Source organism: Rhodopila sp. (assembly GCF_035548235.1).
Classification (GTDB): Bacteria; Pseudomonadota; Alphaproteobacteria; order Acetobacterales; family Acetobacteraceae; genus Rhodopila.
Genome location: NZ_DASZTJ010000172.1, coordinates 1 through 24,801 on the forward strand (window position 1 = coordinate 1; position 24,801 = coordinate 24,801).

Here is a 24,801-nt window from a genome sequence, read left to right on the forward strand (position 1 = left end):
TTATACCCGCGTTTCCTTAGCCAAGATCGGCCACGCAATCGCTGCCTCCAATGTCAGGATGCCAAAACTCAATATTTGTCCATCAACTTTGCGAGATAGCGAATGGCATCTATCTCTAAGTCGGCCTCATCGAAGGGTGAAATCCTCAACAACCCCGCTTCCCGCAATCTGCCATGGTAGTGAGATTTCCGTTGCTTTTCTTGCCAATTGCGATCTTCACTCCGCCACCCTGCAGAGGGCCTTACAATTCCGGGTATATAAAGGGTGAGTCACAACTTGAAGAAGAGTTCAGGTCAAAGGAGCGCCTGCATTCGAAGGGATATCCGCGCGCGCCACTCGCCAGGCACGAGGATGCCGCCCGCCTTTAGAGCAATCTTTGGAAATTCATATTTATCTACTGATAGAACTGGTACGCACCGTATATTATTCCACTACTTGACAGGGCGACGGGCCGCCGGAAAGTGAATAAGCGGTTTGTTTTTCTTATTGCGAAGCTGTTGCCCAACCTACTCGGCGTCATCACCACCGCCCTGCTGACTCGCGTCCTGCCCCCCAGCGATTACGGACTTTACACGTTCGGCTTGTCGATCATCTACTTCATGACGATCGGCACCTTTGAATGGATGGGCCTGAGCCTGTTGCGTATGGCCGCCACGGTCCAAGAGCCCGAGTTGTTCTATGGCACGATCATGTCGTGCTTCTGTACTACGTTCCTGGCATGCTCAGCAGCCATCGGCTTCATCATGCTGACCGGCCTCACCAACAACAGCTTGTTCCTGTTCGTCTGCCTGATCGCCTGCTTCGGAAGCGCCTGGACGGAACTGCAGCAACGGTTGCAACTGGCGGAGCTTCGCGCGAGCGCGTTCTTCGTTGTCAGTTTCGGCCGTGGACTGCTGACAGTAACCCTCGTGCCGGCCGTTGCGTACTGGTATCATGATGCGACGTTGGTACTGGTCGCGTTCGCCATCGCCAACATCCTGCCGGCATTTCTGGCGAACGACCGACGCCTTGGCTTTGTCCGGTTGCGGTTCGACTCGCAGACGCTATCGCAACTGCTGCGTTTCGGCCTGCCGTTGTCGATCAGCGTCGGGTTGGCGACCCTGCTGTCGTCGATGGATAAATGGATGCTAGGGGCATTGAATGGGACCGAATCCATCGGCCTGTTTTCGGCAGCCGCCATGGTCGCGCAGATGCCCGTCCTGTCGTTGGCGAGTGGTATTGGCCCTTCTGCATATGCGATGGCGGTACGGGCGAAATCCTTTGGCTCTGCCGAGGATCTCGATGATCAGCTACGACGCACTTTCATCCTCCTCCTTGGCCTCGTCCTGCCGGCGGCGCTGGGCATTGTCGGCTTGTCGAAAAGCCTGTCGCACATCCTGGTCGGACCGCTTTATTCCGGCCATGTCGTGACCCTGGCGCCCTGGCTGGCCGCCATGGGCGTCATCAGTTCGATGCGGGCGTTCTACGCTGATATCGCTTTCCAGCTAGAGCAGAAGACGACGTCGCTGATCTGGACCATGGTCCTGGCGGTCATCGTCAACGGCTCCCTCGGTTTGGTCCTGATTCCCCATCTGGGGCCGAAAGGGGCGGCGATCTCCAGCTTCTGCGCCGCTATCACCGGCCTTCTTGCGTCCGCTGCGCTGGGTCGGCGGCACACGATTCTCCCAATCCCTTTCCCGGATACCATCAAGCTCGCGGTCAGTGCGCTGGTGATGTTCTTTGTTGTGGACAGACTGCCGGAAACGGTCCAGCTGCTCCAACTCCTGTTTGAAATCGTAATCGGTGTGGCGGTATTTGGTGGCAGCGTGCTCCTGCTGGATGTTATGGGTATTCGGCGAACGCTGATCCAGTTGCTTCCCATGATGCGGAACGCGTCCCAGCACCTTTTGTAACTTTCTCGATCCATCCAGGGCATCATCCAATGACGGGTTTGGCTGTTGCCGCAATCATTCCTGGCCTGCATCGAACACAACTGCTTGCGCGCGCTTGACAGCCTGTTCAGGCAAATCTTCCGGTGTCGAAAGCCACCGTCCTGGACGGGCCGGACCCGGATACCACCGCGGCACTACGACAATCCAGGACCCGCGCGTTGCAGCCGCCTGAACCCAGCCTCAACGGGCAGCGGTTTGCCGCTCCCCCGATACCGGCGCGACATCTCCGACGAAGCGAGGCGTCAAGACCACCGTCTCCCGCTCCTTTTCAAGGTGAACCACACCTTCGTCGATCTGGGTGACTTTCCAATCGCCCAGATGGTCGCCACGACGCACCGAGACCGACTTGTCCTCATTCTCCGTTTGAAAGATCGCAACAGACCCACCGGGCGCGCTGAGGGTGCCGCTCAGCCGCGGAAGCCCCGGCACATTGCTCGCCACAGTCGCGGCCGGTCGCCGGTTCGGTTCGAACAGCGGACGCGCGCGGATCTCATTGAGCCACTGATCTGCCTGGGCACCCGCACCGCCCGTCACCGGAGCGGATGGGACGGCAGACACTTCACGCACGCCGCGGGCCGGCGCCGTCGGCGGGACCGCCAACGGCGCCATGAATTCAAGTGTCACCACTAACCCCAGGGTGGTCCCAAGAGTCGCGAGCGCGATGATGGGTCGCCGCTGTCCCGCTTTCATGGCTTACCCCTTCTCCACAGGTTTGTACGCGGACAGCAGCATCGACGCCATGAGCACGCAGGCGTCGGAGGGCCGCTGGCCGGCATCGCAATGGAACTCCAGGTCATTGACCAAAATCCGCGGCGTCTCGGTCTGCACCGCGCGCAGGAAATCCATCACCGTCGGCGCTGTCGCCCGCATGCTGACGCGCAGCGAGATCTTGCGCCAATCCTTGACGGTCTCCGCCGCCGGGGTTTCAACGGCGGTCAGGCGCGCGCCCCTGCCTGAGGCGATGCTTTCGACCTTCTGCAGGAACTGGGCGGCAGCGACCCCATCGGTCGCACCCGACAGCATTTCGCTATCCGCCAGTTCAGTGCGGGCCCGGTCCCGGGCCGCATCACCCTGCAGGACAGGAAGCTGCGCGGCAACGTTGCGCAAATGCTCCAACGTGTCCTGACGGTCCACCAGGTATTGCTGCCGGCCATGATACCAATCGAGGGCAGGCTGTATGGCACCGAACCATGCTAGGAACACACCGAGCCCTGCGATGCAGACAGCCAGTCCCCGCCCTCTGGGCCCCTCAAGCCATGAATGAGTGGTCATTTTCCAACCGTTGCTGTAATACAATAATTCTCCAAATTCGTTCCCTCGGTCCGGGTCAGCGGCGCAGCGAACGCCGGATTGTGAATGGAGGGAGCGGCTGAAAGAACTGTCATCAAATGGGCAGACGAGGTCGATTCGCCACACAGCGTCGCCTGCCGGTCATGCATCCGAAGGCTGGTCAGATAACTATCGTCCGGCACCGCCCGGGTCAGCGCCGCAAGCTGCGCGAGGGCATTGCCTGTGCGCTCGGCTTCTTGCTTCAAGAACGCCTTGCCGGCACCGCTCGCCATGATCGCCTGCTTCGCCGCCCTGACTTGCGTGACGGCGGGCTCGAGTTCCGAGATCGCCGCCTCGTTACGCCACCGCTGCCAGGTCTGTATGCCAACCGGTGCCAAAAGCGCCAGCAACGCCAGCAATACGCAGGTCCAGCTCAGAACCCGGATGGCCAGTCGGGCGCCGGCCCCCGTTTCCTCGACACCGAGCGTCAGCCGGCGCTTTACGCCCGCGACATCGACCTCGGCGAAATCGGGCACGATCCCAGCCTCGTCAAGCAACGCCAGCGGCTTCGCCAACGTGCTCTTGGGCACCATCGTCAGGATCACGGCAGTGCGTTTCCGGTCCGACATGGCAGGCCCTATATCCCAGCGCCAGAACAACTCATCGGCCGAGAACGGGCTGATCGAGGCAATTTCGTGGCTGAGAAGCTGCTCCATGTCCGCTCGACCGACCGCTGGCACGACATGTTCCTTGACCAGGACACTGCCGGGCACCGGACGCACCACCACGCGCTTGGAAACGGCCATGCGCGCCGCGACCTCCAACGTCACCGGCTGGACCTGACCATCACGCCACCGGACCCCGGTCGAAATTTCGTCCGACAGGTCCGCCGCTACGGTGACCACCGTTTCGCGGAACATCGATTGCAGCACCTGGCTGCCGAGTACGAGCTCCTTGAGCCTCGATGTCCACCATTCGAAAAACCCGGCGGAGGCCAAGGCGGTCGGAAATTTTGCAAGGACTGCGGATGACATGTCGGGATTACCAGCTCGCCGGTTGAGGGAAACCCTGAAAGGCGGCGACCCCACGCGAACATCCGATATCGGTCGACGACCCGCAAGTCATTACGACCACAAATAGATGATCAATGCCGCCAAGCTCGTCCCGGCTGAAGCCGTGAGCAAACATCTCAGAGTTACCTGTGCTCAAATGAGACCTAACGACACCCCTCTGGCACATCTGGGGACACCATTCAACTTCAAGTGAAGCTTCGTCGCCCAAGAAAATTATGACGTAATATTCTAAAGTCGATTGTCTCGATTTTCCAGTCGGATAGCTGAGGGGATCATTACCAGGACCGTTACTTCAGGCAACACGCTGTGAGCGAATATTTCAACGGAATAGCCACAGAAATACAACCTATTGGTGTATATTGGATCAAAAACCACGCGCAATACTGTGGCTTCCACGCACTGCCACGTCATATGACTTGAAAATACCGAGAACGCAACACGGCCCCCGGATACGGCGACGCCGCCGTCCGTCACGCTCTTAACCCGACACCAGGTTATTGACGTTCACCATCGCCGACATCAGCGAGGCGACGACCCCCCCGATCACCACACCAATGACGATGGTCAGCGCCGGCACCAACAGCGCAAGCAGGCGCTGCGTCATGACCTTCACATGGTCCTCGTGGATTTCCGCCGCTCGCAGCGCCATGGCGGGAAGCTGCGCCGTCTCCTCACCCAGGCGAAGCAGGTCGATGGTCCGATCCGGGAATACTCCGGCTGCCTCCAAGGCGTTAGTGAGCCCGCCGCCGCCGCGCGCCGTCTGGTTCGCCCGATCGATGGCCTGCAACGCCGCCCGGTTGCCGATCGCCTCCCGCACGATGGCCAGTGCAGGGATCAGCGCCACGCCGCTGCGCAGCAGCGTGCCCAGGACACGCGTGAACAGGGCGGCGGTGACCTCCTTCACCAATCCGCCGATCACCGGCAGCCGCAGAACCATCCGATCGACCGTCAGCCTGACGGAGTTCTGCCGCAGGATGACCGAGACCAACAAGACGACCCCCAGCATCCCGACCCCAGCCAGGACACCATATTGGTGCATCGCGTCGCCCAGCCCCAGCATGAAACGGATGCTTTCCGGCGGCGGCACGCCGTTCTGCTCGAAGATCGGCACGAATTCCGGCAGCACCTGGGTCAACAACAAGATCACGGACCCCAACATCGCCACCACCAGCAGCGCCGGATAGACCAACGCCGACACGATGCTGGAACTGATGGCACGCCGCCGGTCTTCCAGCTCCGCCAGGCGGGTCAGCGCCGCGGCCAAGTCGCCGCCCGCCTCCCCGGCGCGCACCAGGGCCACCTGCAGGGGAACGAAAACGTTCGTGTGTCGAGCCATGGCGGCCGAGAGGGGACTGCCGTCGCGGACCATCTCATGGAGCGCGGCGATGACCGCCCGCGTGCGCTTCGAACGTGCCTGCCGCTGCGCGTAACGCAGCGCGCGATCCAGGTCCTGCCCCGCACCCAGCATCGTTGCCAGCTCACGGAACAGGATGCCGACCTCTGTCCGGCTCAGCCGCCGGCGGGGAGTCAGGCCGAGCGACAACCAGCCCGTCCAGCTTCGCTCCCCTCCTTCGGTGGCCGGCTCTGCTCGGATCGGCATATTGCCGCGCCGGCGCAGCCGGTCGATCACCTCCGCCTCGCTGGCCGCGTCCATGGTACCGGTGACCCGCTCCCCGCTCGCGCCGATCGCGGTGTAGCGATAGACGGTCATCCGTCGGCCCTGATGGTGCGCGCCATTTCCTCCAGGGTCGTCTCGCCCTCCAGCACCGCGTCGAGCCCGCTTTCGAACATCGATTGCATGCCGTTGGCCATCGCCATCTGCTCGATGCTGGCGTGATCGCCGCCGTTCAGGATCAGCCGCTCGAGTTCGGGGGTTAGCTGCAGGAACTCGGCGATCGCCAGCCGGCCGCGATAGCCGGTCTGGCGACATGCCGCACAGCCGACCGGGCGAAACAGGATGCGTGGGGCGGACCCCCACCGTTCCTCCAGGTCGAAACGCCGGACCAGCTCCGGCGGAGCGGGTGCCGGCTCCCGGCATTCGGTGCAAAGCCGCCGCACTAGCCGTTGCGCCAACACGCCGCGCAGCACGGCGGTCAGAAGGTAGTCCTCGACCCCCATGTCGCGCAGCCGCGTCACCGCCGTCGCTGCCGAATTGGTGTGCAGCGTCGATAGCACCAGATGCCCGGTCAGCGCCGCCTGAACCGCAATCTGCGCCGTTTCCTGGTCGCGGATCTCGCCGACCATGATCACGTCCGGGTCCTGGCGCAGGATGGAGCGCAGCAGACTGGCGAAGGTCAGCCCGATATGCGACCGCACCTGGATCTGGTTGATGCCGCGCAACTGGTATTCGATCGGGTCCTCGACGGTGACGATCTTTCGGCTGACTGCGTTCATCGTCGTCAACCCGGTATACAGCGTCGTCGTCTTGCCGCTGCCCGTCGGCCCGGTGACCAGCACGATCCCGTTCGGCAGGTCCAGTGCCGCGCGGAAGCCCTCCACCACGCGATCGCTCAGGCCCAGCGCTGAATAGGTCAGCGTCACTGCCGAACGGTCGAGCACGCGCATCACGACGGTCTCACCATGCAAGGAGGGGATCGTCGACACGCGCAGGTCAATGTCTTGGCCACGGACCGGCAGCCGGATCCGCCCGTCCTGCGGCATCCGCCGTTCCGCAATGTCCAGCCGCGCCATGATCTTGACACGAGAGATCACCGCCGCGACCAGATGCGGCGGCGGCGCCTCGGCCTCATACAGCACGCCGTCGTACCGGTAGCGGACGCGGACGCGGTCCTCGAATGGCTCGATATGGATGTCCGACGCCTTGGTCTCGACCGCGCGGGTGATCATCTGGTTCACCAGTCGGATGACCGGCGCCTCACTGGCCAGATCCCTCAGCCGTTCGGCGTCGTCTTCGGCCACGGTCTCCGAAGCCTCTCCCTCCTCGACCTCCTCCTCGTTTGGGTAAAGCCGGTTCAGCGCCGCTTCCAGCTCGATCGGCACGGCCACTTCCTGGCAGACCTGCCGGCCCGTTGCCAAGGCGACGGCAGAAGTCACGAAACTGTCCATGGGGTCGACCATCGCGAGGGTGACCGTCGTGGCGTCCTCGGCGACCGGGATCACCCGGTTGCGCCTCACGAAGGGCGCGCCCAGGCGCTGGGCCAGCAGCGGCTGGTCCTGCGGATAGCGCGCCGGCGTTGCGATGGGGATGCCCAGCACACGGGAATAGGCATCGGCGAGGCCGGACTCGGTCACCAGGCCCAGCCGGATCAGGACGACATCGAAGCGCTGGCCGGACTCCTCGGCCACCGCGAAGGCGCGGTCGATCATCCGCCTGTCGCAATGCCCGAACGCGACCAGGACATTCGCCAGGTTATCGTCGTCTTCGCGTGGAATGCGTGCCATCAGACCACCCCTGAACCTGCGCGTCCGCCATGGCAACGGTCGATATATCACCGCCAGCCCCAGCGTCCAGGATTTGCGGGATTTTGATTGACGTTCCCGCCATGGTCGGCTCCGCGCCGGCGGTACTGACGGAGAGAAAGGTATGAATGGCGGCTCTCCGGCCGCCATGACGAAATGGGTCGCGATCCACCCTGCTCGGTAAAAAAACAGCACCTGCGCCAAGGCCAAACCGATAGAGTAGGAGATTGTTACGTCTGGCACGATCAGCGGCGCGCGACCTGCATCGCCGCTATCGCCAGCCGGACGTACATGCGCATCAACAGCCAGTTGTCCCGCCCATAGCGAAAATGCGAGACCCCGTCCTCCTGTCGGCTGAGGTATCGCACCCTTGCCGGAAGGTGCACGAACGGAACGCCGTTCCAGGCGAGGCGGACAACCGCCTCGGGGTCAAAGTCGAAGCGGCGCATCCCCGGTGTCGCCCGCATGACGGCCAGCAGGGGGCGGATTGGGTAGACACGAAAGCCGAACAGGGTGTCGCCAACCGCGCGCCCTGTCATCAACGCCGCGCTGGCATTCGAAAGGCGGCGCCAGACGACCCTAATCCAGGGGGCGTCCGGACCGAACACCGGCTGACCCATGATCGCCGCGTCCGGCGCCGCCATCGAGCGGGCCATGAAGTCGGCGATCCGATCGGCCGGGTGCTGCCCGTCAGCGTCCATGACCAGCGCATGGGTGAAGCCCGCCGCGTCAGCCAGCGTCAGCCCGTACCGGACGGCCGCGCCCTTGCCGCGGTTTCGCGGCAGGTGAAGCAGGCGCAGGCACGGATCCCGCGCCGCCATCGCCTCGACCGCGGACCAGGACCCGTCGGTGCTGCCGTCGATCAGCACCCAGACCGGGCTCCAACGGGCGCGCGCCGCCTGCACCGTCCGCTCCAGCAACCGGCCGCTGTTATAGCTCGGGATCACGACAAGATGCGTCGGCGACGCATCGTTCCGCCCATCGAGGTCGGCATCGAGCGGCGCGTTCTCCGCGTCCACGGTCTGGCTCAACGTCCCTGCACCTCACAGCCACCCGGCCGGCCACGGCCCTAGGATGGCCCCAATATCACAACTTCGCATGCCGACCCGCCGCCGGTTGCCCCATACACGAAGGGAGGTTTGCGGCGAATCGTTTTCTGCTAGGGTGGTGGGCCATCAAATGACAAATCGGAATCAGGCTTCGTGACGGACGTATCGGCCAAGCAGGGGTCGGCCAAACAGGCATCGGCCAATCTCGGATCATCAGAGGGAACGGCTTTGGCGCTCGCGAAGCTGATCGTGGAGACGCTCAACCTGGACATGGACCCGGCCGCGATCGATCCCCAGGCGCCGTTGTTCGGAGAGGGCCTGGGGCTCGACTCCATCGACATGCTGGAGATTTCGCTGGCCGTGTCGCAGACCTATGGCGTCAAGCTGCGGGCCGACGATGCCGACAACCCCCGCATATTCAGCTCCCTGGCGAGCCTGAACGAACACATCCAGCAAAAACGGGCTTGACGGTGGGGGTTCGGAACGGCGCCCCTCTATCCGGACCGATCATCCTGCTGATTGGTATCGCGAGCATGGCGGCGATCCGGGTACTACCCGCCGGATCGCCATGGGTCACCGGCCTTTTCTTCGGTCAGGCCATTCTGACTTGCTGGTTCCTCGGCGCGCGGCTGCCGCTGCCGTATCGCATCCTGGCCGTCCTGCTCACGGTCGTCGCGCTAGGATTGGGGCTTCACGCACTGGGATCGTCCATGAGGTCAGCCGGAATGGCACTGGGGGGCGTCTGCCACGCGCTCGCCTATGGCGGCCTGCTGGCCTGGTTCGCCGCCTCGCTACGACCCGGCCACGAACCTGCGATAACCGGCTTCGCCCGCCAGATGCGGCGGACCATGCCACCCGAGGTCGTCCGCTACACCAGGCGCGTGACCGTCGCCTGGTCAGCCTTCTTCGCCGCGCAACTCCTGGTGTCGCTTGGGTTGCTGCTCGTCGCGCCCGAAGCCGCGTGGGCCGATTTCGTGTCCGTCTGGAACCTGCCTTTGGTCGTCACCATGGCCGCTCTGGAGTTCGCCTGCCGCGCCGCGCTGTTCCGCCGCCACCAGCGCACCGGCATCGTCGCCACCCTGGCGGCGATGCGCCATATCCGGGGCCTGCCCGGCGGTCTGTCATGAACAGCAGTGACGCCGCGCCGAACGAGCAGTCCCGTGTGACCGCCAGGCTTTCGATCCTGCACGACAATCCCGGCCCCGTCGCTAGACAGGGCGATCGGATCATCTCCCGTACCGCGTTCCTGTCGGAGATTGCCGACCTGGCAAGGCAGCTCCCCGACTCCCCATACATCATCAACCTGTGCAACGACCGCTACCGCTTCACCGTCGGCTGGCTGGCGGCCATGGCCCGCGGACAGATCACGCTGCTGCCCAGCAGTCGCGACATCCACGCGGTCGCCGCACTTCGGCAGGACTACGCCCCAGTCTCCCTGCTGACCGACAACGCCGAGGAAGCCTGGCCTACCTCGACCTTTGTCTATCCGTCCCTGGATCTGGGCCACAGCCGGACGATCGAACCGGCATTCCCACCCGACCAGGTCGCCGCGATCCTGTTCACCTCCGGGTCGACTGGACGTCCGAACCCCAGCCCCCGTCGCTGGGGCCGCCTGATCGCCGGTGCCCAGGCGGCCGGCGCGGCCCTGGACGTTGCTCGCTTCCCCGGTTCCGCGCTGGTCGCCACCGTGCCGCACGGCCACAGCTACGGCCTGGAGTCCGCCGTCGTCCTGCCGCTGCTTTATGGGTTGTTGCTGACGGCGGAACGTCCTTTCTTTCCGGCCGACGTGGCCGCGGCGCTCGAACAGGACCCCATGCCCGCCATCCTCGTCACCACGCCGGTCCATCTCAAGGCCCTGGTCGGCGACGCAGCCGGACCCGGGTTCGGGACGTCCTTCCGAGCGGGCTTCGTCCTGTCCGCGACCGCTCCCTTGGGCGATGATCTGGCGCGGCGGGCCGAGGATGCGTTCAACGCTCCCGTGCGCGAGATCTACGGTTGTTCGGAAGCCGGCCAGCTCGCTTCCCGTCGCACGACCGAGGGACCGGTTTGGCGCACGCTGGACGGGTTCCGTCTGTATCGCGGTGAAACCGGCTGCTGGGCATCCGGCCCGACCGAGGACGACGTCATGCTGGCCGACGAGATCGAGCCGGTTGGCCCCAATACATTCACCCTGCAAGGCCGCACCGCGGATCTCGTGAACGTCGCCGGCAAACGCAGTTCCCTCGGCTACCTGACCCAGCAGCTTCTGGCGATTGAAGGCGTGCGGGACGGCGTTTTCCTGCTGCCTCCTTCGGATGCGGACGGCGCGACGCCCAGGCTGGCCGCCGTCGCTATCGCGCCGGGCCAGACGCCAGCGCAGATCCTAGCGCGACTGCGGGAGCGGATCGATGCCGCGTTCCTGCCCCGCCCGCTGCATGTCGTGGAGACGCTGCCCAGGAATGAGCTGGGCAAGCTGCCGCGCGCGGAACTGCTGCGGTTGATCGGCAAGCCGGTGCTGATCCGGTTCCCCGCCGACCACCCGACCGGACCCGGCCACTTCCCAGGCAACCCGATCATTCCAGGCGCCGTCCTGCTGGACGAGGTGCTGGCCGCCGTCTTCCCCGACGTCGGTTCGGGCGCGATTGATGCCGCGAAGTTCCACCGCCCTGTCCGGCCGGGCGACACCATCGCCGTCACCTGCCACGGCGACGGGGCAGCGACCCGTTTCGAATGTCGGCTGACCCATTCGGGAGCCGATTCGGGGGAGATCGTCCTCACCGGCGTTGTGAGGCTTTGATCCCGACCGTCGCCAAAAACCCCGCCGAAACCGCGGCGTGGAGCACGCGGCGCGAGCTTGGGTCCGCCGGCGGCCTGCGCAGTGCGGTCTGGCTCGCCCGGCATCTCGGCCGGCCGCTGACCCGGCTGTTGATCCTGCCGATCTGCCTGGGCTTCGTGCTGTGCCATCCCGCGGCGCGCGCGGCCTCTCGAGGATACCTCAATCGAGCCCTCGGTCGCCCCGCCCGCCTGTGGGACATCGCGCGGCATTTCTTCACGTTCGGGACCACGGTCCTTGATCGCGTCTATCTGCTGAACGATGAGATCGATCGGTTCGACATCACCATCCACGGCGAGGAGATCGTCAGCGACATCCTGGCCCGAGGCCAAGGCTGCCTGCTGCTGGGTGCGCATCACGGCAGTTTCGAGGTACTGCGCCTGATCGGCCGGAACCGGCCCGACCTGCGCGTCAGCCTGGCGATGTACGAAGAGACCGGACGGAAGATCGGCGCCGCGCTGAATGCCATCAACCCACATTTGGCGCCACACATCATCGGACTGGGCACGCCCGGCGCGATGATCCAGATCAAGGACTGCCTGGAACGCGGGGGGTTCGTCGGCGTCCTGGCCGATCGCACGCTGCAAACCGACACGCCGGAGCGTATGCCGTTTCTCGGTGCCCCGGCGCCCTTCCCGACAGGCCCGCAGCGCCTTGCCGCGCTGCTGCGGCCGCAGGTGGTGCTGATGGTCGGGCTGTTCCGCGGCGGCAACCGGTATGAGATCCATTTCGAACGTCTGGCCGCGTCGGAGGCGGACCGACCGGAGGCGTCGGAAATCGCCCGGGTAATGGACCGATTCGTGGAGCGGCTGGAGTGTTATTGTCGGGTGGCACCGTACAACTGGTTCAATTTCTTTGATTTTTGGGCTTAGCGCGATGCGCGCGGCGTGGATGTTCGCGTTGACCGCCATGGCGGCCGTGATGATGGCTCCCGCCGCCACGGCCGGGTCTTCAAGGCCGAGGACCACTCACGCGGACGCGACGCCGGGCTCTCTGCACGCGCCCCATCACGGGATCGATGTCGCTACTCCATCCCTGGTCATCCCGACATCCGCCACCACCCAGCAGCCGATCACCCTGGACCAGATCATGGCCATGGTGCGCGCCGTCCAGCATGTCGACGCGCGGTATGTCGAGCACCGCTACCTCCACATCCTCACCGCCCCAATCGTGACCCGAGGCGCCCTGCGCTTCGACGCCCCTGACCGGCTGGAGAAGATCGCCGACCCCAACGCCGCCGGCTCCGGCGAAACGCTGAAGATCGACGGCGACCGACTGACCATCTCCCGGGGCGGCGATTCGGCGCCGGTGGTCATTGCGATGCACGAACACCCCGAGATCGCCGTGCTGGCCGGCAGTATCCGCGCGACCTTGTCCGGTGACGGAGCAGCTTTGCAGCGGACGTTCGATGTGACGCCGTCCGGCACGCCGGAGCATTGGCAATTGGTGCTTGAGCCCCGTGACCCGGCCGAACGCAAGCTGCTGCAATGGATGCGCGTGGAGGGCTATGGCAGCCGGATCACAGCAATCGACACGGCCGACGGTGACGGCGACCGGTCAAAGATGAACATCGTGGAGGAGACCGCGGGACAGACCCCTGGACAACCTTCGGACCAGGCATCCCGACAGCCCCTCAGGCAGCCACTTGGGCAGCCACCTGGGCAGCCACCTGGGCAGCCCCAGTGACAGCCCGCAGCACCGCTTTGCTGGCCTGGGCCATCGTGCTAGCCGGCTGCATCGTGGTCATCGCGCGGCTGCGGGTCGACACCGACATGGCGGCATTCCTGCCACGCTCGGCCTCTCCCGCCCAGCGCGTATTGGTCGATGAGGTGCGTGACGGCGTATTGTCGCGCCTCGTGCTACTGGGGATCGAGGGCGTATCGCCGGACCAGGCCGTCACCATCAGCAAACGAATGGCGGCCACGCTGCGGGAAGAGCCTCGATTCTCGGCCGTGGAGAACGGAGAGGAAGCCGGTTTCGCGCGCGATCGCGATTTCCTGTGGTCGCATCGCTATGTCCTGAGCGATGCGATCACCGCCGATCGCTTCACCGAAGCCGGACTGCATATGGCGCTGGAGCATGACCTGGCCGAACTCGGATCGGCGGCGGGCTTCCTGGTCAAGGACATGCTGCCCGGCGACCCGACCGGGGAGATGCCGCACCTGCTTTTCCAGCAGCGGCAAGGCAATGGCGGCGGCCCTGATCGAAGTCGGGGGGTGTGGTTCTCACCGCATGACGGACGGGCGCTGATGCTGATCCGACTGCGGGCGGCCGGGTCGGACATCGACGGTGCGCAGCGCGCGCTGACAGCGATCCATGCAGCCTTCCACCAGGCTTCGGGGGAAACGGCGGCGCGGCTGCAAGTCACCGGGCCGCCGGTCTTCGCTGTCGAGGCACGGGACCGCATCAAATCCGATGCCGCGCGATTGTCCATGCTCGCGGCCGTGCTCGTCGCGACGGCCCTGCTGTTGGTCTACCGGTCCCCGCGCGTGCTGGCGCTGTCCTTTGTCCCGGTCGTCACCGGCGCGCTGGCGGGGGTCGCCGCGGTAGGGCTGGCGTTTCGGCAGGTCCATGGGATCACGCTGGGTTTCGGATCGACCTTGATCGGGGAAGCGGTCGACTACGCCGTGTACCTGTTCACCCAGACTGGCCCCGCCTCCCCGGTCGAACAGACGATCCGCAGGATCTGGCCGACGCTGCGGCTAGGCGTGCTGACCTCGGTCTGCGGTTTCGCCGCCATGCTGCTGTCCAGTTTCGAAGGGTTCGTCCAGCTTGGCCTGTTCACAATCATCGGCCTGCTGACCGCCGCCTGCGTCACCCGCTGGGTGCTGCCCGCGTTGCTGCCAGCGCATTTTGCCGGGGTCCGGCAGCCACCGGCCATGACAGCGATCGCCACCATTGCCGCGCGGCTGCGGCGGTACCGCATCGGCGTGCCGGTCATGGTCCTGGCGGCGATCGGAACGCTGGCGATGGATCGAGGACCGTTCTGGGCCGGCGACCTCACCAGCCTCAGCCCCATCTCACCCGCAGCGCAGCGCCTCGACCGGTCGCTGAGGCAGGACATGAAAGTGCCCGGTGACGGCGTGCTGATCGTCGTTCGCCGACCGGATCAGGAGGCCGCATTGCAAGCCGCCGACCGGTTGAGCGCACTGCTGTCTCCGCTGATCGCCCGGAAGGCGCTGTCCGGTTTCGATACCCCAACCCGCTATCTGCCCAGCCTCGCGACCCAACGCGCCCGGCAGGCTGCGCTGCCTGATCCTGCGCTGCTCCGGACCAATCTCGACCAGGCGATGCAGGGACTGCCGTTCCAGGCCGGACTGTTCGTCCCGTTCGTCGCCGCCATCGCCGCTGCCAGGACCGCGCCGCCGCTGACTGCCGCCGACTTGGACGGCACGTCGCTGTCGCTTCGGCTCGACTCCCTCTTGCAACATCAGCGCGACGGCTGGGTGGCCGTGCTCTCGCTGCGAGGGGTCACCGATCCGAGTGCCATCCGGCAGGCCATCGCGGCCGAACCAGGCGCCGCCTATGTCGACCTGAAGACTGAGTCGGACCGGCTGCTTTCCACCTATCTGCGCGAGGGCGTTACTCTTGCCTGCCTCGGCGCCGGTGCGATCGTCCTGTTGTTGGCGGCCAGCCTGAGATCAGCGACGCGCCTGCTGCTGGTCATGGCGCCCCTCGTCGCCTCGGTCGTGATGACGCTGGCGATCCTGCGTCTCGGCGGCCATGCGCTTTCGATCTTCAACCTGTTCGGACTGCTGCTGGTGGTCGCGATCGGCTCCAACTATTGCCTGTTCTTCGATCGCCAGCGGGGTGACGCGGAGGACCTGCCGCGTGTGCTCTCGTCTTTGCTGTTGGCGAACGGCTGCACCGTGGCAGGATTCGGGGTCCTGGCGTTGTCGTCCACACCGGTACTGCACGGCCTGGGTATGCCGGTGGCCATTGGGACGCTCTTCAGCCTACTATTTGCGACCATTCTCATGACGCCCGCTCATGCCCGCTGAAACCGCCACCACCTCGCTCATTCTCGTGCCGGGCATGGGCATGCAGGCCGCGGATCTTCGCGCCAACGGGCTGATAGAGGCGGTCCAGCGGCGAGGCTGGCCGGTCACCGTCACGACCCTGGACCCAGGACCGGACTCCTATCTCGACGGATCGGTCGAGGACCGGCTGCTGGACGGAATCGCCGCAGTGCGCGCCACCTCCGGCGGCGGATGCGTCTGGATGGCGGGAATCAGCCTTGGTTGCCAGGGGATCCTGCGCTGCGTGCGCCGCCAGCCAGGCCTGATCGACGGGGCATTGCTGTTGACGCCCTATCTGGCGACGACCGGGCTGATCGCGGAGGTGGTTCGGGCCGGCGGACTGCGTCGCTGGGCCACCGGCCGATCCAATCCGGCGAAACCGGAGCACGCCCTCCTCGCCTGGATCGCCCACGCAACCCTCCCATGGATGCTGGTGGGCCGAGCGGAGGATGACCGTTTCGCGATGACGGCCGATCTAATGGCGGAGGTGATGCCGGCAGGCCGGACGGTCACCGTGGCGGGAGACCATGACTGGATGAGTTGGGTTCACCTATGGCGGCTGATGCTGGACCGACACCCGTTCGATCAGACCCCATTCGATCGAACCCTGGCCGCGGCACGCTGATGCGGACCCCGTGGCTCTGTATCTTCGGCCTTCTGCTCTGCGGCTTGGCCGGATGCGGGACATCGACGGTGCCGTCGCCGCCGGCACAGCTTTCCGACGCCGACTACGCGACGATCCACCCTTATTACTTCGAGTTCTGCGCGCTTTCGGAGATCGAGAAGAAACCGGGCTTCGGCGTCGATATCCGGGGCGGGATCGGCGGCCACTCAACCATCTATCTGAACGGTGCGTGCCTGAAAGGACCGGGCTATCCGGTGCTGACAGTCTGCCAGGACAACCCGGCAGCGAACGGGGTGGGGCTGAGCATCAACGAGCATTTCGCCAACGCCAACTGGGTGGCCATTCCTGGTCACGACTTCTTTTACGATGGCGATCTGAAACCAGGCCAACGGCTCACTCACGCCGTCTACGAGGAAACGAAGGGGCACGCCAAGCGCCTGGGCATCTACGATGCGATCCGCTTCCATAAGGACGTGTTCGACGACATGCCGCCCGGCTTCACCCCGGATCAGTTCAAATACGAAATCTCGATCGGCTCCGACTACGCCACCGGCTACGCGCGCGATCGCTACTGCGCCAGGGTTCCGGTCACCGCCGCCGAAATGGCGAAGATCGTCGCCTACCTGAACAGCCTGAACACGCCATATCGCGACGGCAAGGCCGAGTACGAGTGGAACCTTTTCACCGACAATTGCATCCATGTGGCGCACAATGCACTGGCGACCATCGGCTTCTGGCCAGTCTGGCCGACCCACGGATCGTTATTGCTGGCGCTGTTCGATTTCCCCGTGCCCAAGAACGAGTTCGTCAACATCATGCGCCGCGCCAACGATATGCCGATCGGCGACCCTCTGGCGGTCTGGAACGACCGGTCGGCACGGCACGCCTTGCTGGAGGGGATGCGATTACCCCGGCGTCCCGGCGCCTTGGCGGTGTTCGAGCCGGCGGTCGAGGACAACGCGGTCTACGACACGCATCTGGGCCTGATCTTCTACGACGATCCGATCCTGGGTTCCTACCGGCCCTGGTATCGCCAGATCGTCAACCAGCCACGCTACACCGATCCGCAAGCCGACGACCAAACCTTTGCAGAGCTATACGCTCGGATCGAAGCCGACCGGAAGCCCCTGGACTGGTGGCTGAAGCATCATCCTGACCTGCGCGAGCAGGCTGACTTTCCGCTGTTCTATCGGCGTTACTATGAGCAGATCGGCCACGAATCCGCTGCACTCGCGTCCGACCATTCGCAGTTCGCCGGGATCGGGGGCTGAGTCGGTGCGCCCGCTCGCCATCACCGCCACCTGCATCGCCAGCAGCCTGGGCTTGGGCCTGGGGGCGACGCTGACGGCGCTGCGGGATGGGATCAGTGGGCTTCGACCGTGCCGTTTTGAAACGGTGGACCTGCCAACCTTTGTCGGGGAGGCCGATGGGCTGGACAATTGGCGTCTCGACAGCCGCTTCGATTGCCGCAACAACCGGCTCGCCCGGCTGGCCCTGGCGCAGGACGGGTTCGAAACGGCCGTTGAAGCGGCGAAGACGCGGTACGGCCCCCGCCGCATCGGCGTGTTCCTGGGTACCAGCACCTCCGGCATCCTGCAGATCGAGCAGGCATACCGGCATCGGGAGCCGGATGGGTCGCTATCCTACCCGGTCGACTACGCCGGCACGCAAAGCACCTTCTCCGTTGCCGAATTCGTCCTGACCCAACTCGGGATCACCGGACCGTCACTGGTGGTTTCGTCGGCCTGCGCGTCGACTACGAAGGTCTTCGCGACCGCTGCCCGCATGATCGAGGCCGGGCTGTGCGACGCGGCGATCGTCGGCGGGGCGGACAGCCTGTGCCTGACAACGCTGTATGGCTTCAATGCGCTGCAACTGCTGGCGCCCGGCCCGTGCCGCCCGTTCGACGCCGACCGGGAGGGCCTGTCGATCGGCGAGGCCGCCGGGTTCGCATTGCTGGAACGGCCCGAACACGGCGGCGCCAACAGCGTGGCGATGCTGGGTGTGGGCGAGAGCAGCGACGCCCACCACATGTCCGCGCCCCGCCCAGACGGTGCCGGCGCCATGGTGTCGATGACGCGGGCGCTGGCGGCCTCCGGCTTGCGGCCGGACGCGATCGACTACATCAACCTGCACGGCACCGCGACCCGCATCGGCGACGCGGCCGAAGACCTCGCCGTCCTATCCGTTTTTGGCGACGGCGTCCCGTGCAGTTCCACCAAAGGGCATACCGGACACACGTTGGGAGCCTCCGGCATCGTCGAGGCGATCATCGGCACGCTGGCGATCCGGCACGGACTGCTGCCCGGCAGTCCTCATACCGCATCGCACGACCCCGCCCTGCGCTGCCGATACATCACCCTAGCGCGGCCGGGCCGGGTGGAGCGGATGCTGTCCAACTCATTCGGCTTCGGCGGCAGCAACGCCAGCCTGGTCCTGGGGCGGAGCGCATGAGCGCCCCGTTGGTAGTCGGGCTGGAAGCGGCGGCCCTGTGCGGGCCGGGGCTGCCGGATTGGGCAGCGAGCCTGCCGGTCCTGACCGGCGCGACGCCTTATCGGCCAGAGCCGCTGATGCTGGCGCCACCACCCCAGCTTTCGCCAGGGGAACGGCGCCGCGCCGTTCCGTCCGTCAGACTGGCGCTGGGCGTGGGGATGGCGGCGGTCGAGCAGTCGGGCTTGGATGCGGCAGCGCTGCCGGCGGTGTTCGCGTCCTCCAGCGCCGATGGGGAAACGATCGATGCCATACTGGCGACACTGTGCACCGCGACCCGAGAGGTCTCGCCGACCCGGTTCCACAACTCGGTCCACAACGCCCCATCCGGCTACTGGGGCCTCGCGACCCAGTCGCGGGAGGTCGTCAGCAGCGTGAGCTGTCACGACCAGAGTTTCGCGGCAGGGCTGCTGGAAGCTGCAGTCCAGGTGGCGTCGGGCGAAAGCCATGTGCTGCTGGTCGCCTACGACCTGCCCTATCCCCCGCCGCTCGCCGCGTTGCGGCCGATTGTGGGAGGCTTCGGGGTAGCGCTGGTGCTTAGTCGGACAGCATCGCAGCGCACGTTGGCACGCTTGCGGATCGGACTCTCGGACACCGGTGACGAAACGCCTTGCGCCGACCCGGCACTCGACACGCTCCGCCTCGGCAATCCCGCGGCTCGGGCCTTGCCGCTGTTGATTGCACTGGGCCGGAAATCAGCCCAATCCGTCCGGCTGGGCCTGAGCCGCGGCGGTTTGCAAGTGGACGTCGAGCCATGATGATCAGTCAGGAGCGGATCGCGGCGCTGCTGCCGCATGGCGGGGCAATGTGCCTGCTCGACTCCGTTACGAGCCTCGATGCGGAGCGCATCCTGTGCCTGGCGACCAGCCACCTGTCGGCTAGCAATCCGATGCGGCGTAACGGACGGTTGGGCATCCTGTGCGGCGTGGAATACGCGGCCCAGGCCATGGCGCTCCACGCGGCGCTGACGGCATCCGCCGTTGCGCGACCGAACCGGGGGTACCTGGCGGCACTGCGCTCCGTCGCTTTTCACCGGGATCGGCTGGACGACGTGCGGGACATGTTGGCGGTCGAGGCGACATGCCTGCACCAGGAGATGCAGCGCGCGATGTACGGCTTTTCCGTTCGAACCGGCGCGCGTCCACTGCTCGACGGTCGCGCGGTCGTGGTGCTCAGGCACTGAAAGCCCGTTAGTTACCTACATCTTGAGCTCATCACCGGCGGACTGGCCTGCTCAGGCGGCTCGCGGCGCGCGTGCGATCAATTTCCGCTGCGCGGCCTTGGCATAATATAACCCCTTGAACAGCGTCAGCCGGCAATGCACCGGGGACGGTCGGAAGACGTCGCCTGACAGCAGCGACAGCATCGCTTCCTGCAAACGAAACAGGTTGCGCGGGTTCATGAACAGGTCCCGCAGGGCCGGACGGTTCATGCGATAAATGAACCAGGAAAAACGGCTCAGCGCACGGCGCACATTCGCCTCGAACCGAGCGAGGGTGCGCTCCGCTTCTTGGGGCTGGCGGAGCGCGGTGGCGATGGCGTCGGCGGCGTGGAAGGCGCTGCTCATGGCGAGGTAGACGCCGGTGGAGAACACCGGATCGATGAAGGCAAAAGCATCGCCGACCAGCAAGTAGTTGCGCCCGCGCATGGCACTGGAGACGTATGAGTAGTTCCCTGTCGCCGTCGCCTGCCCCACCAGCGTCGCGCCGGCGATCCGTTCGGTCAATTGCGGGGATTGCGCCAATGTCTGCTGGAAGAACGTTGTGACATCCGTCGTGCGCGACTTGACATACTCCGGCGGGCAGACGGCGCCGACGCTGGTCGTGCCATCGGATAACGGAATGAACCAGATCCAGCCATGGTCGAACCAGAAAATGCTGATATTGCCTCCGGCCTGACCCTCTTGCCGGCGGGCGCCCGTGAAATGACCATAGATCGCGGCGCTTGCGTGACGGCGATTGCGCTCCTTCAGTCCCAGGCGGTTGGCGACCAGCGTGTCCCGCCCGGATGCGTCGACGAGGAAGCGGGCACGCCAACGCCGTTCCTGCCCCGCATCGTCCTTGGCAACTGCCTCGACGCCGTCGTCCTGGTCGAGGTCCAGCGCCGTCACGCGGCAGCCCTCGATCACCGTGACACCCTTCGCGGCGGCGTTCTTCAGCAGGATGTGGTCGAATTCCGACCGTCTCACCTGGAACGAATACGGCAGGCGCTTGTCCCAGGCATCGGCGAATTCGAACATCACCGTCCGATCATGGACGGGGGAGGTGAAATCCACGCCCCATTTCGGCATGCCGATCGCCTTGACCGCGTCGGCGACGCCCAGGCGTTCGAACAGGGGAACATTCAGGGGCAGCAGGCTTTCGCCGATATGAAAGCGCGGGTGCCGGTCCTTCTCGACCAGGACGACCTCGAACCCGAGTTCCACCAGGCGCGTAGCGACGGTCGAGCCGGCGGGGCCTCCCCCGACGACGAGCACGTCGCATTGTCCAAGTTCTTGCTGGTCCAGCGGCACGATGCCTCTCCGATCCGTTGCGGACGCAGGATACACGTCACCGGGGCTTGGGGCCAAGCGGAGCAGGTCCGACGGGTCCACCCCCTCTCGCTCTAAAGGATAATGACTTCGCTTTTGCTCACTCATCCTCCTTTAGGTACTTGTTTGATTGCGCGATTCGGACTTGCGGCGACGCCGCCTCCGGTCAGCGCGCCTTAGCGCCCGAGATAGGACGCCAGAACCTCGTGGCTGTTGATCAACGCCGGTGCCGAACCGGTGTGGACGATGGCGCCGTTCTGCAGCACATGCGCGGTCTCGGCGACCGCAGCGGCCACACCGACATTCTGTTCCACCAGCAAAATCGTCATGCCCCGCGCGTGCAGGGCGCGGATCGTATCGACCATCAATCCCACCACCAGCGGCGACAACCCCGCCGATGGCTCATCCATCAACAGCAATTTCGGCCGGGACATCAGCGCCCGGCCGATCGCGACCTGCTGCTGCTCACCGCCGCTCAGGCTGCCGGCGCGTCGCCGCCGGTTCGGCGTCAGGGCCGGGAACAGTGCATAGATCTCATCCCGATCGGCGGCGATCGCGGCCCGGTCATGGCGGGTCACCGCGCCGAGATCCAGGTTCTCCTCGACCGTCATGGCGGCGAATACTTCGCGGCCCTGCGGCACCTGCGCGACCCCGTGGCGCACAAGCCGGTCCGCGGGCCAGCCGGCGGTTTCGACCCCCGCCACCGTGATCGAACCCGCCCGTGGCCGGATCAAACCGGTCAGCGTGTTCAGGATCGTTGTCTTGCCCGAACCGTTGCCACCCAGCAGCGCGATGATCTTGCCTTCCGGCACGGCGAAGGAGACGTCGCGCAGGACCTCGGTCACGCCGTAGCGGACGTTAAGATGCGCGACGTTCAGCATGGCCGTGGGCGACATCGAATCCGGTCCCGAGATAGGCAGCGATCACGGCCGGGTCGGCGGTGACTGCCGACGGCAGGCCCTCGGCGATCTTCTGGCCGTAGTTCAGCACGATGACCCGGTCGCAGACATCGACCACCAGTCGGATCACGTGCTCGATCATCAGGAAGCTGACGCCGCGTTCGTCGCGGATGCGCCGCAGCAAGCGGTCGAGTTCCGCGACGCGGTTCACGCTGAGGCCAACACCCGGCTCATCCAGCAACAGCAGGCTCGGTTCGGCGATCAATGCTCTGGCAATCTCGATGATGCGCTGCTGACCGAAGGACAATGCCGAACTGGGACGATCGGCGAAGCGTTCCATTCCGACATAACAGAGCGCGGCCCAAGCCTTGGTGGCAGCCCACTCTTCCTCCTCGCGCATCGCGCGCGTGCGGAAGGCGCAGGCGAACAGCCCGGCGGCCGTCTTCCGATGCAGGCCGGTCATGACGTTTTCCAGCACCGTCATGCCAGGGAACAGGCGGGAGGTCTGGAAGGTGCGGCCCAAGCCGAGTTCGGCGACTTGATCCGCACGTTTCGCGGTGATGGGGGTGCCGTTGAAATGGATAGTACCGGTGTCGATACGATTGAGCCGCGATATCGTGTTCAGCAGCGTCGTCTTGCCCGCGCCGTTGGGGCCGATGATGCCGACGATTTCAGCCTCTTTGACGTCGAAGCTGATGTCGGACAGGGCATGCACCCCGTCGAATGCGACGGACAGGTCCCGGACCGCCAACATCGTCATGTCTGGCTTTCCTTCAGGATCGGCAAGGCGGGCGGTTCCCCCGACACCGGATGCCGGTCGCGATCGAACGCACTCAGCGGTTCCGCCCAGCCGGGCAAACTCTGGAGCCAGGCGGCGATGCCGCGCGGGCGGAAGATGACGAACGCGATCAGCACGCCGCCAAAAACGATTTCCTGCGTCGATTTGAACTCACGCAGGATCTCCAGGACCCCGGTGATGACGATCGCGCCGATGACCGAACCCAGGAGCGATCCCATCCCGCCGACGACGATCATGGATTTCTGCACGATCATCTGGAACAGGTCGAAGCCCTCGGGTGAGATGTAGCCCAGCAGCGGGGCGTAGAGCGCACCGGCCACCCCGGCGTAAAAGCCACTGAGCGCGAAGGCCAGCGCCTTCCAGCGCAGCAGGTGGATGCCCAGAGCCTGAGCCGCGATCTCACCATCGCGCACCGCGACGAACGCGCGCCCGACGCGGGACCGCAACAGGGACCAGGCCAGGACCAGCAGCGCAATCGTGACGATCCAAGAGAGGTAGTAGATCGTGCGGTCCGGACCGACGGGCAGCAACGGGCGCAGGTCGATATTCGGCACCGGGAAGCCCCCGCCGCCGAAGGTGACGCTGTTCCAGTGCAGCAGCACCCATTGGGTGAACATCGCGAAGGACAAGCTGCTGAGCGCCAGGTAGACGCCGCTGAGCCGCAGCGCCGGCAGGGTAATGATGGTGCCGACCAGCGTCGCCAGTAGCACGCCACCGGGGGCCGCGACGATATAGGGAAGGCCCAGCTTGACCTGAAGCAGGCCGGTGCCATAGGCGCCGATGCCGAACATTGCGGCATTGGCGAGCGCGAACTGGCCCGCGTATCCCACCAGGATGTTCAACCCCGTGGCCAGGATCACGTAGATCAGCATCAGGTTCGCGACGAACAGCACGTATGGATTGGCCACGAACGGCACGGCGGCGAACAACGCGAACACCAGAACCAGGAACGGCCTGCAGCCGAACAAATGCCTGACCGCGAGGGGCGCCATCCTAGACACGTCGCGCCACCGGACCGCCCAACAGGCCGTTAGGCAGGAAAGCCAGCACCAGCATGATCACGATATAGGCCGAGACGTCCTGAAGATTGGTGTCGATATAGCCGCCGGCGAGCGCCTCGATCAGTCCGATGGCGAAACCGCCGACCACGGCGCCCGGAATGCTGGTCAGGCCGCCGAGGACGGCAGCGGCGAAGGCCTTGATGAACAGGACGAAGCCGATATCGGGATACAGCAGCGTGATCGGCGCCATCAGCACGGCGGCCGCGCCGGCGAGCGCCGTACCGACGGCGAAGGTGTACATATAGACACGCTCGATCCGGATGCCGATCAGGCGGGCCGCCTTGGTGTTGTCGGCGGTGGCCTGCATGATGCGGCCGAAGCGGGTGAAGCGGACGAACAAGCCGAATCCCACCATGATCGCGACCGCCCCGGCCAGCACCGCGAGCTGCTGCGGCGTCACCGGAATGCCCGCGATCATGACCGGGGCGCCGTCGACCAGCGGTGGAAACGGGATGAAATCGCCCTTGCCGCCCCACAGCCCGCGGGCGATGCCTTTCAGGACAAAGGACAGCCCCACCGTCGCCAGCAGCACGCTGACCATGCCGTGATTGACCACCGGCCGGAACACGATCCGTTCCGATACCGCGCCGATGACGAACGCCACGGCGACCGCCAGCAGCAAGGCGACGACGTATTCGACGCCCCACATCACATGGAAGGTGTACGCGACGAACCCGCTCAGCATGAACAGGTCGCCATGCGCGAAGTTAACCGCTTTCGTCGCCTTGTAGACGACGGTGATGCCCAGCGCGACAAGCGCATACAGCGCGCCGGTGGTGATCCCGGTCATGACGAGGTAGCCGAACATCATCATGGGCGCTGCC

The 24,801-nt window shown here is 65.3% G+C and carries 23 protein-coding genes; 12 read left to right on the forward strand and 11 right to left on the reverse strand.

What is annotated here, in order from left to right; genetic code table 11:
- Nucleotides 1-461 precede the first annotated feature (461 nt).
- On the forward strand, nucleotides 462-1,892 hold the full coding sequence (locus VHB27_RS13905; protein ID WP_325601381.1) for a lipopolysaccharide biosynthesis protein: 1,431 nt from the start codon (nucleotides 462-464) through the stop codon (nucleotides 1,890-1,892).
- A gap of 219 nt (nucleotides 1,893-2,111) precedes the next feature.
- Here VHB27_RS13905 and VHB27_RS13910 read toward each other — a convergent pair whose 3' ends face one another.
- From VHB27_RS13910 to VHB27_RS13935, 6 genes are all read right to left on the reverse strand, one after another.
- Nucleotides 2,112-2,621 (reverse strand): hypothetical protein, encoded by a 510-nt coding sequence (locus tag VHB27_RS13910; RefSeq protein ID WP_325601383.1) that lies wholly within the window; start codon nucleotides 2,619-2,621, stop codon nucleotides 2,112-2,114.
- Nucleotides 2,622-2,624: 3 nt separating this feature from the next.
- Complete coding sequence (gene gspM / locus VHB27_RS13915; RefSeq protein ID WP_325601452.1) at nucleotides 2,625-3,203, reverse strand: type II secretion system protein GspM; 579 nt, start codon at nucleotides 3,201-3,203, stop codon at nucleotides 2,625-2,627.
- Nucleotides 3,200-4,234, reverse strand: coding sequence for a PilN domain-containing protein (locus VHB27_RS13920; RefSeq protein WP_325601385.1), 1,035 nt, complete (start codon nucleotides 4,232-4,234; stop codon nucleotides 3,200-3,202). Before VHB27_RS13920 ends, gspM begins: the two co-directional genes overlap by 4 nt.
- A gap of 517 nt (nucleotides 4,235-4,751) precedes the next feature.
- A complete protein-coding gene (locus tag VHB27_RS13925) occupies nucleotides 4,752-5,984 on the reverse strand; it encodes a type II secretion system F family protein (protein ID WP_325601387.1) in 1,233 nt (410 codons plus the stop codon).
- Nucleotides 5,981-7,675 carry a GspE/PulE family protein gene (locus VHB27_RS13930; RefSeq protein WP_325601389.1) on the reverse strand — a complete coding sequence of 565 codons (1,695 nt, stop codon included), beginning with the start codon at nucleotides 7,673-7,675 and terminating at the stop codon, nucleotides 5,981-5,983. Before VHB27_RS13930 ends, VHB27_RS13925 begins: the two co-directional genes overlap by 4 nt.
- Nucleotides 7,676-7,938: 263 nt before the next feature.
- The gene (locus tag VHB27_RS13935; protein ID WP_325601391.1) at nucleotides 7,939-8,724 is read right to left on the reverse strand and encodes a glycosyltransferase family 2 protein; all 786 of its coding nucleotides are present in this window, start codon (nucleotides 8,722-8,724) and stop codon (nucleotides 7,939-7,941) included.
- Between the two features lie 171 nt (nucleotides 8,725-8,895).
- Between VHB27_RS13935 and VHB27_RS13940 the strand changes: the two genes are divergently transcribed.
- From VHB27_RS13940 to VHB27_RS13990, 11 genes are all read left to right on the forward strand, one after another.
- Nucleotides 8,896-9,210, forward strand: a complete 315-nt coding sequence (locus VHB27_RS13940; protein WP_408904003.1) for a phosphopantetheine-binding protein — start codon at nucleotides 8,896-8,898, stop codon at nucleotides 9,208-9,210.
- Complete coding sequence (locus VHB27_RS13945; protein WP_325601393.1) at nucleotides 9,207-9,869, forward strand: hypothetical protein; 663 nt, start codon at nucleotides 9,207-9,209, stop codon at nucleotides 9,867-9,869. The genes VHB27_RS13940 and VHB27_RS13945 overlap by 4 nt, the downstream gene beginning before the upstream one ends.
- Entirely contained in the window at nucleotides 9,866-11,518 is a 1,653-nt protein-coding gene (locus VHB27_RS13950; protein WP_325601395.1) for an AMP-binding protein, read from the forward strand. Before VHB27_RS13945 ends, VHB27_RS13950 begins: the two co-directional genes overlap by 4 nt.
- Nucleotides 11,515-12,426 (forward strand): hypothetical protein, encoded by a 912-nt coding sequence (locus VHB27_RS13955; protein ID WP_325601398.1) that lies wholly within the window; start codon nucleotides 11,515-11,517, stop codon nucleotides 12,424-12,426. Before VHB27_RS13950 ends, VHB27_RS13955 begins: the two co-directional genes overlap by 4 nt.
- Nucleotides 12,427-12,463: 37 nt before the next feature.
- Nucleotides 12,464-13,240, forward strand: a complete 777-nt coding sequence (locus VHB27_RS13960) for a LolA-related protein (protein ID WP_325601400.1) — start codon at nucleotides 12,464-12,466, stop codon at nucleotides 13,238-13,240.
- Nucleotides 13,237-15,555, forward strand: a complete 2,319-nt coding sequence (locus tag VHB27_RS13965; RefSeq protein ID WP_325601402.1) for an MMPL family transporter — start codon at nucleotides 13,237-13,239, stop codon at nucleotides 15,553-15,555. Before VHB27_RS13960 ends, VHB27_RS13965 begins: the two co-directional genes overlap by 4 nt.
- Complete coding sequence (locus tag VHB27_RS13970) at nucleotides 15,545-16,198, forward strand: alpha/beta fold hydrolase (RefSeq protein ID WP_325601404.1); 654 nt, start codon at nucleotides 15,545-15,547, stop codon at nucleotides 16,196-16,198. The genes VHB27_RS13965 and VHB27_RS13970 overlap by 11 nt, the downstream gene beginning before the upstream one ends.
- 68 nt (nucleotides 16,199-16,266) lie before the next feature.
- A complete protein-coding gene (locus tag VHB27_RS13975) occupies nucleotides 16,267-17,469 on the forward strand; it encodes a hypothetical protein (RefSeq protein WP_325601406.1) in 1,203 nt (400 codons plus the stop codon).
- A gap of 4 nt (nucleotides 17,470-17,473) precedes the next feature.
- The gene (locus VHB27_RS13980) at nucleotides 17,474-18,652 is read left to right on the forward strand and encodes a beta-ketoacyl-[acyl-carrier-protein] synthase family protein (RefSeq protein WP_325601407.1); all 1,179 of its coding nucleotides are present in this window, start codon (nucleotides 17,474-17,476) and stop codon (nucleotides 18,650-18,652) included.
- Nucleotides 18,649-19,446, forward strand: a complete 798-nt coding sequence (locus VHB27_RS13985; protein ID WP_325601408.1) for a beta-ketoacyl synthase chain length factor — start codon at nucleotides 18,649-18,651, stop codon at nucleotides 19,444-19,446. Before VHB27_RS13980 ends, VHB27_RS13985 begins: the two co-directional genes overlap by 4 nt.
- The gene (locus tag VHB27_RS13990) at nucleotides 19,443-19,871 is read left to right on the forward strand and encodes a hypothetical protein (protein WP_325601410.1); all 429 of its coding nucleotides are present in this window, start codon (nucleotides 19,443-19,445) and stop codon (nucleotides 19,869-19,871) included. Before VHB27_RS13985 ends, VHB27_RS13990 begins: the two co-directional genes overlap by 4 nt.
- Nucleotides 19,872-19,922: 51 nt before the next feature.
- Here the strand turns inward: VHB27_RS13990 and VHB27_RS13995 are convergent, their stop codons facing one another.
- The 5 genes from VHB27_RS13995 to VHB27_RS14015 all read right to left on the reverse strand — a co-directional run bounded on the left by VHB27_RS13995 (nucleotide 19,923) and on the right by VHB27_RS14015 (nucleotide 24,791).
- Nucleotides 19,923-21,200, reverse strand: coding sequence for an NAD(P)/FAD-dependent oxidoreductase (locus tag VHB27_RS13995; RefSeq protein ID WP_325601412.1), 1,278 nt, complete (start codon nucleotides 21,198-21,200; stop codon nucleotides 19,923-19,925).
- Between the two features lie 194 nt (nucleotides 21,201-21,394).
- The gene (locus tag VHB27_RS14000; protein WP_325601414.1) at nucleotides 21,395-22,114 is read right to left on the reverse strand and encodes an ABC transporter ATP-binding protein; all 720 of its coding nucleotides are present in this window, start codon (nucleotides 22,112-22,114) and stop codon (nucleotides 21,395-21,397) included.
- Complete coding sequence (locus tag VHB27_RS14005) at nucleotides 22,077-22,877, reverse strand: ABC transporter ATP-binding protein (protein WP_325601416.1); 801 nt, start codon at nucleotides 22,875-22,877, stop codon at nucleotides 22,077-22,079. The genes VHB27_RS14000 and VHB27_RS14005 overlap by 38 nt, the downstream gene beginning before the upstream one ends.
- Nucleotides 22,874-23,908, reverse strand: coding sequence for a branched-chain amino acid ABC transporter permease (locus VHB27_RS14010; RefSeq protein ID WP_325601418.1), 1,035 nt, complete (start codon nucleotides 23,906-23,908; stop codon nucleotides 22,874-22,876). The genes VHB27_RS14005 and VHB27_RS14010 overlap by 4 nt, the downstream gene beginning before the upstream one ends.
- Nucleotide 23,909: 1 nt before the next feature.
- Nucleotides 23,910-24,791: a branched-chain amino acid ABC transporter permease gene (locus VHB27_RS14015; RefSeq protein WP_325601420.1), complete on the reverse strand. Its 882-nt coding sequence runs from the start codon at nucleotides 24,789-24,791 to the stop codon at nucleotides 23,910-23,912.
- Nucleotides 24,792-24,801: the final 10 nt, after the last annotated feature.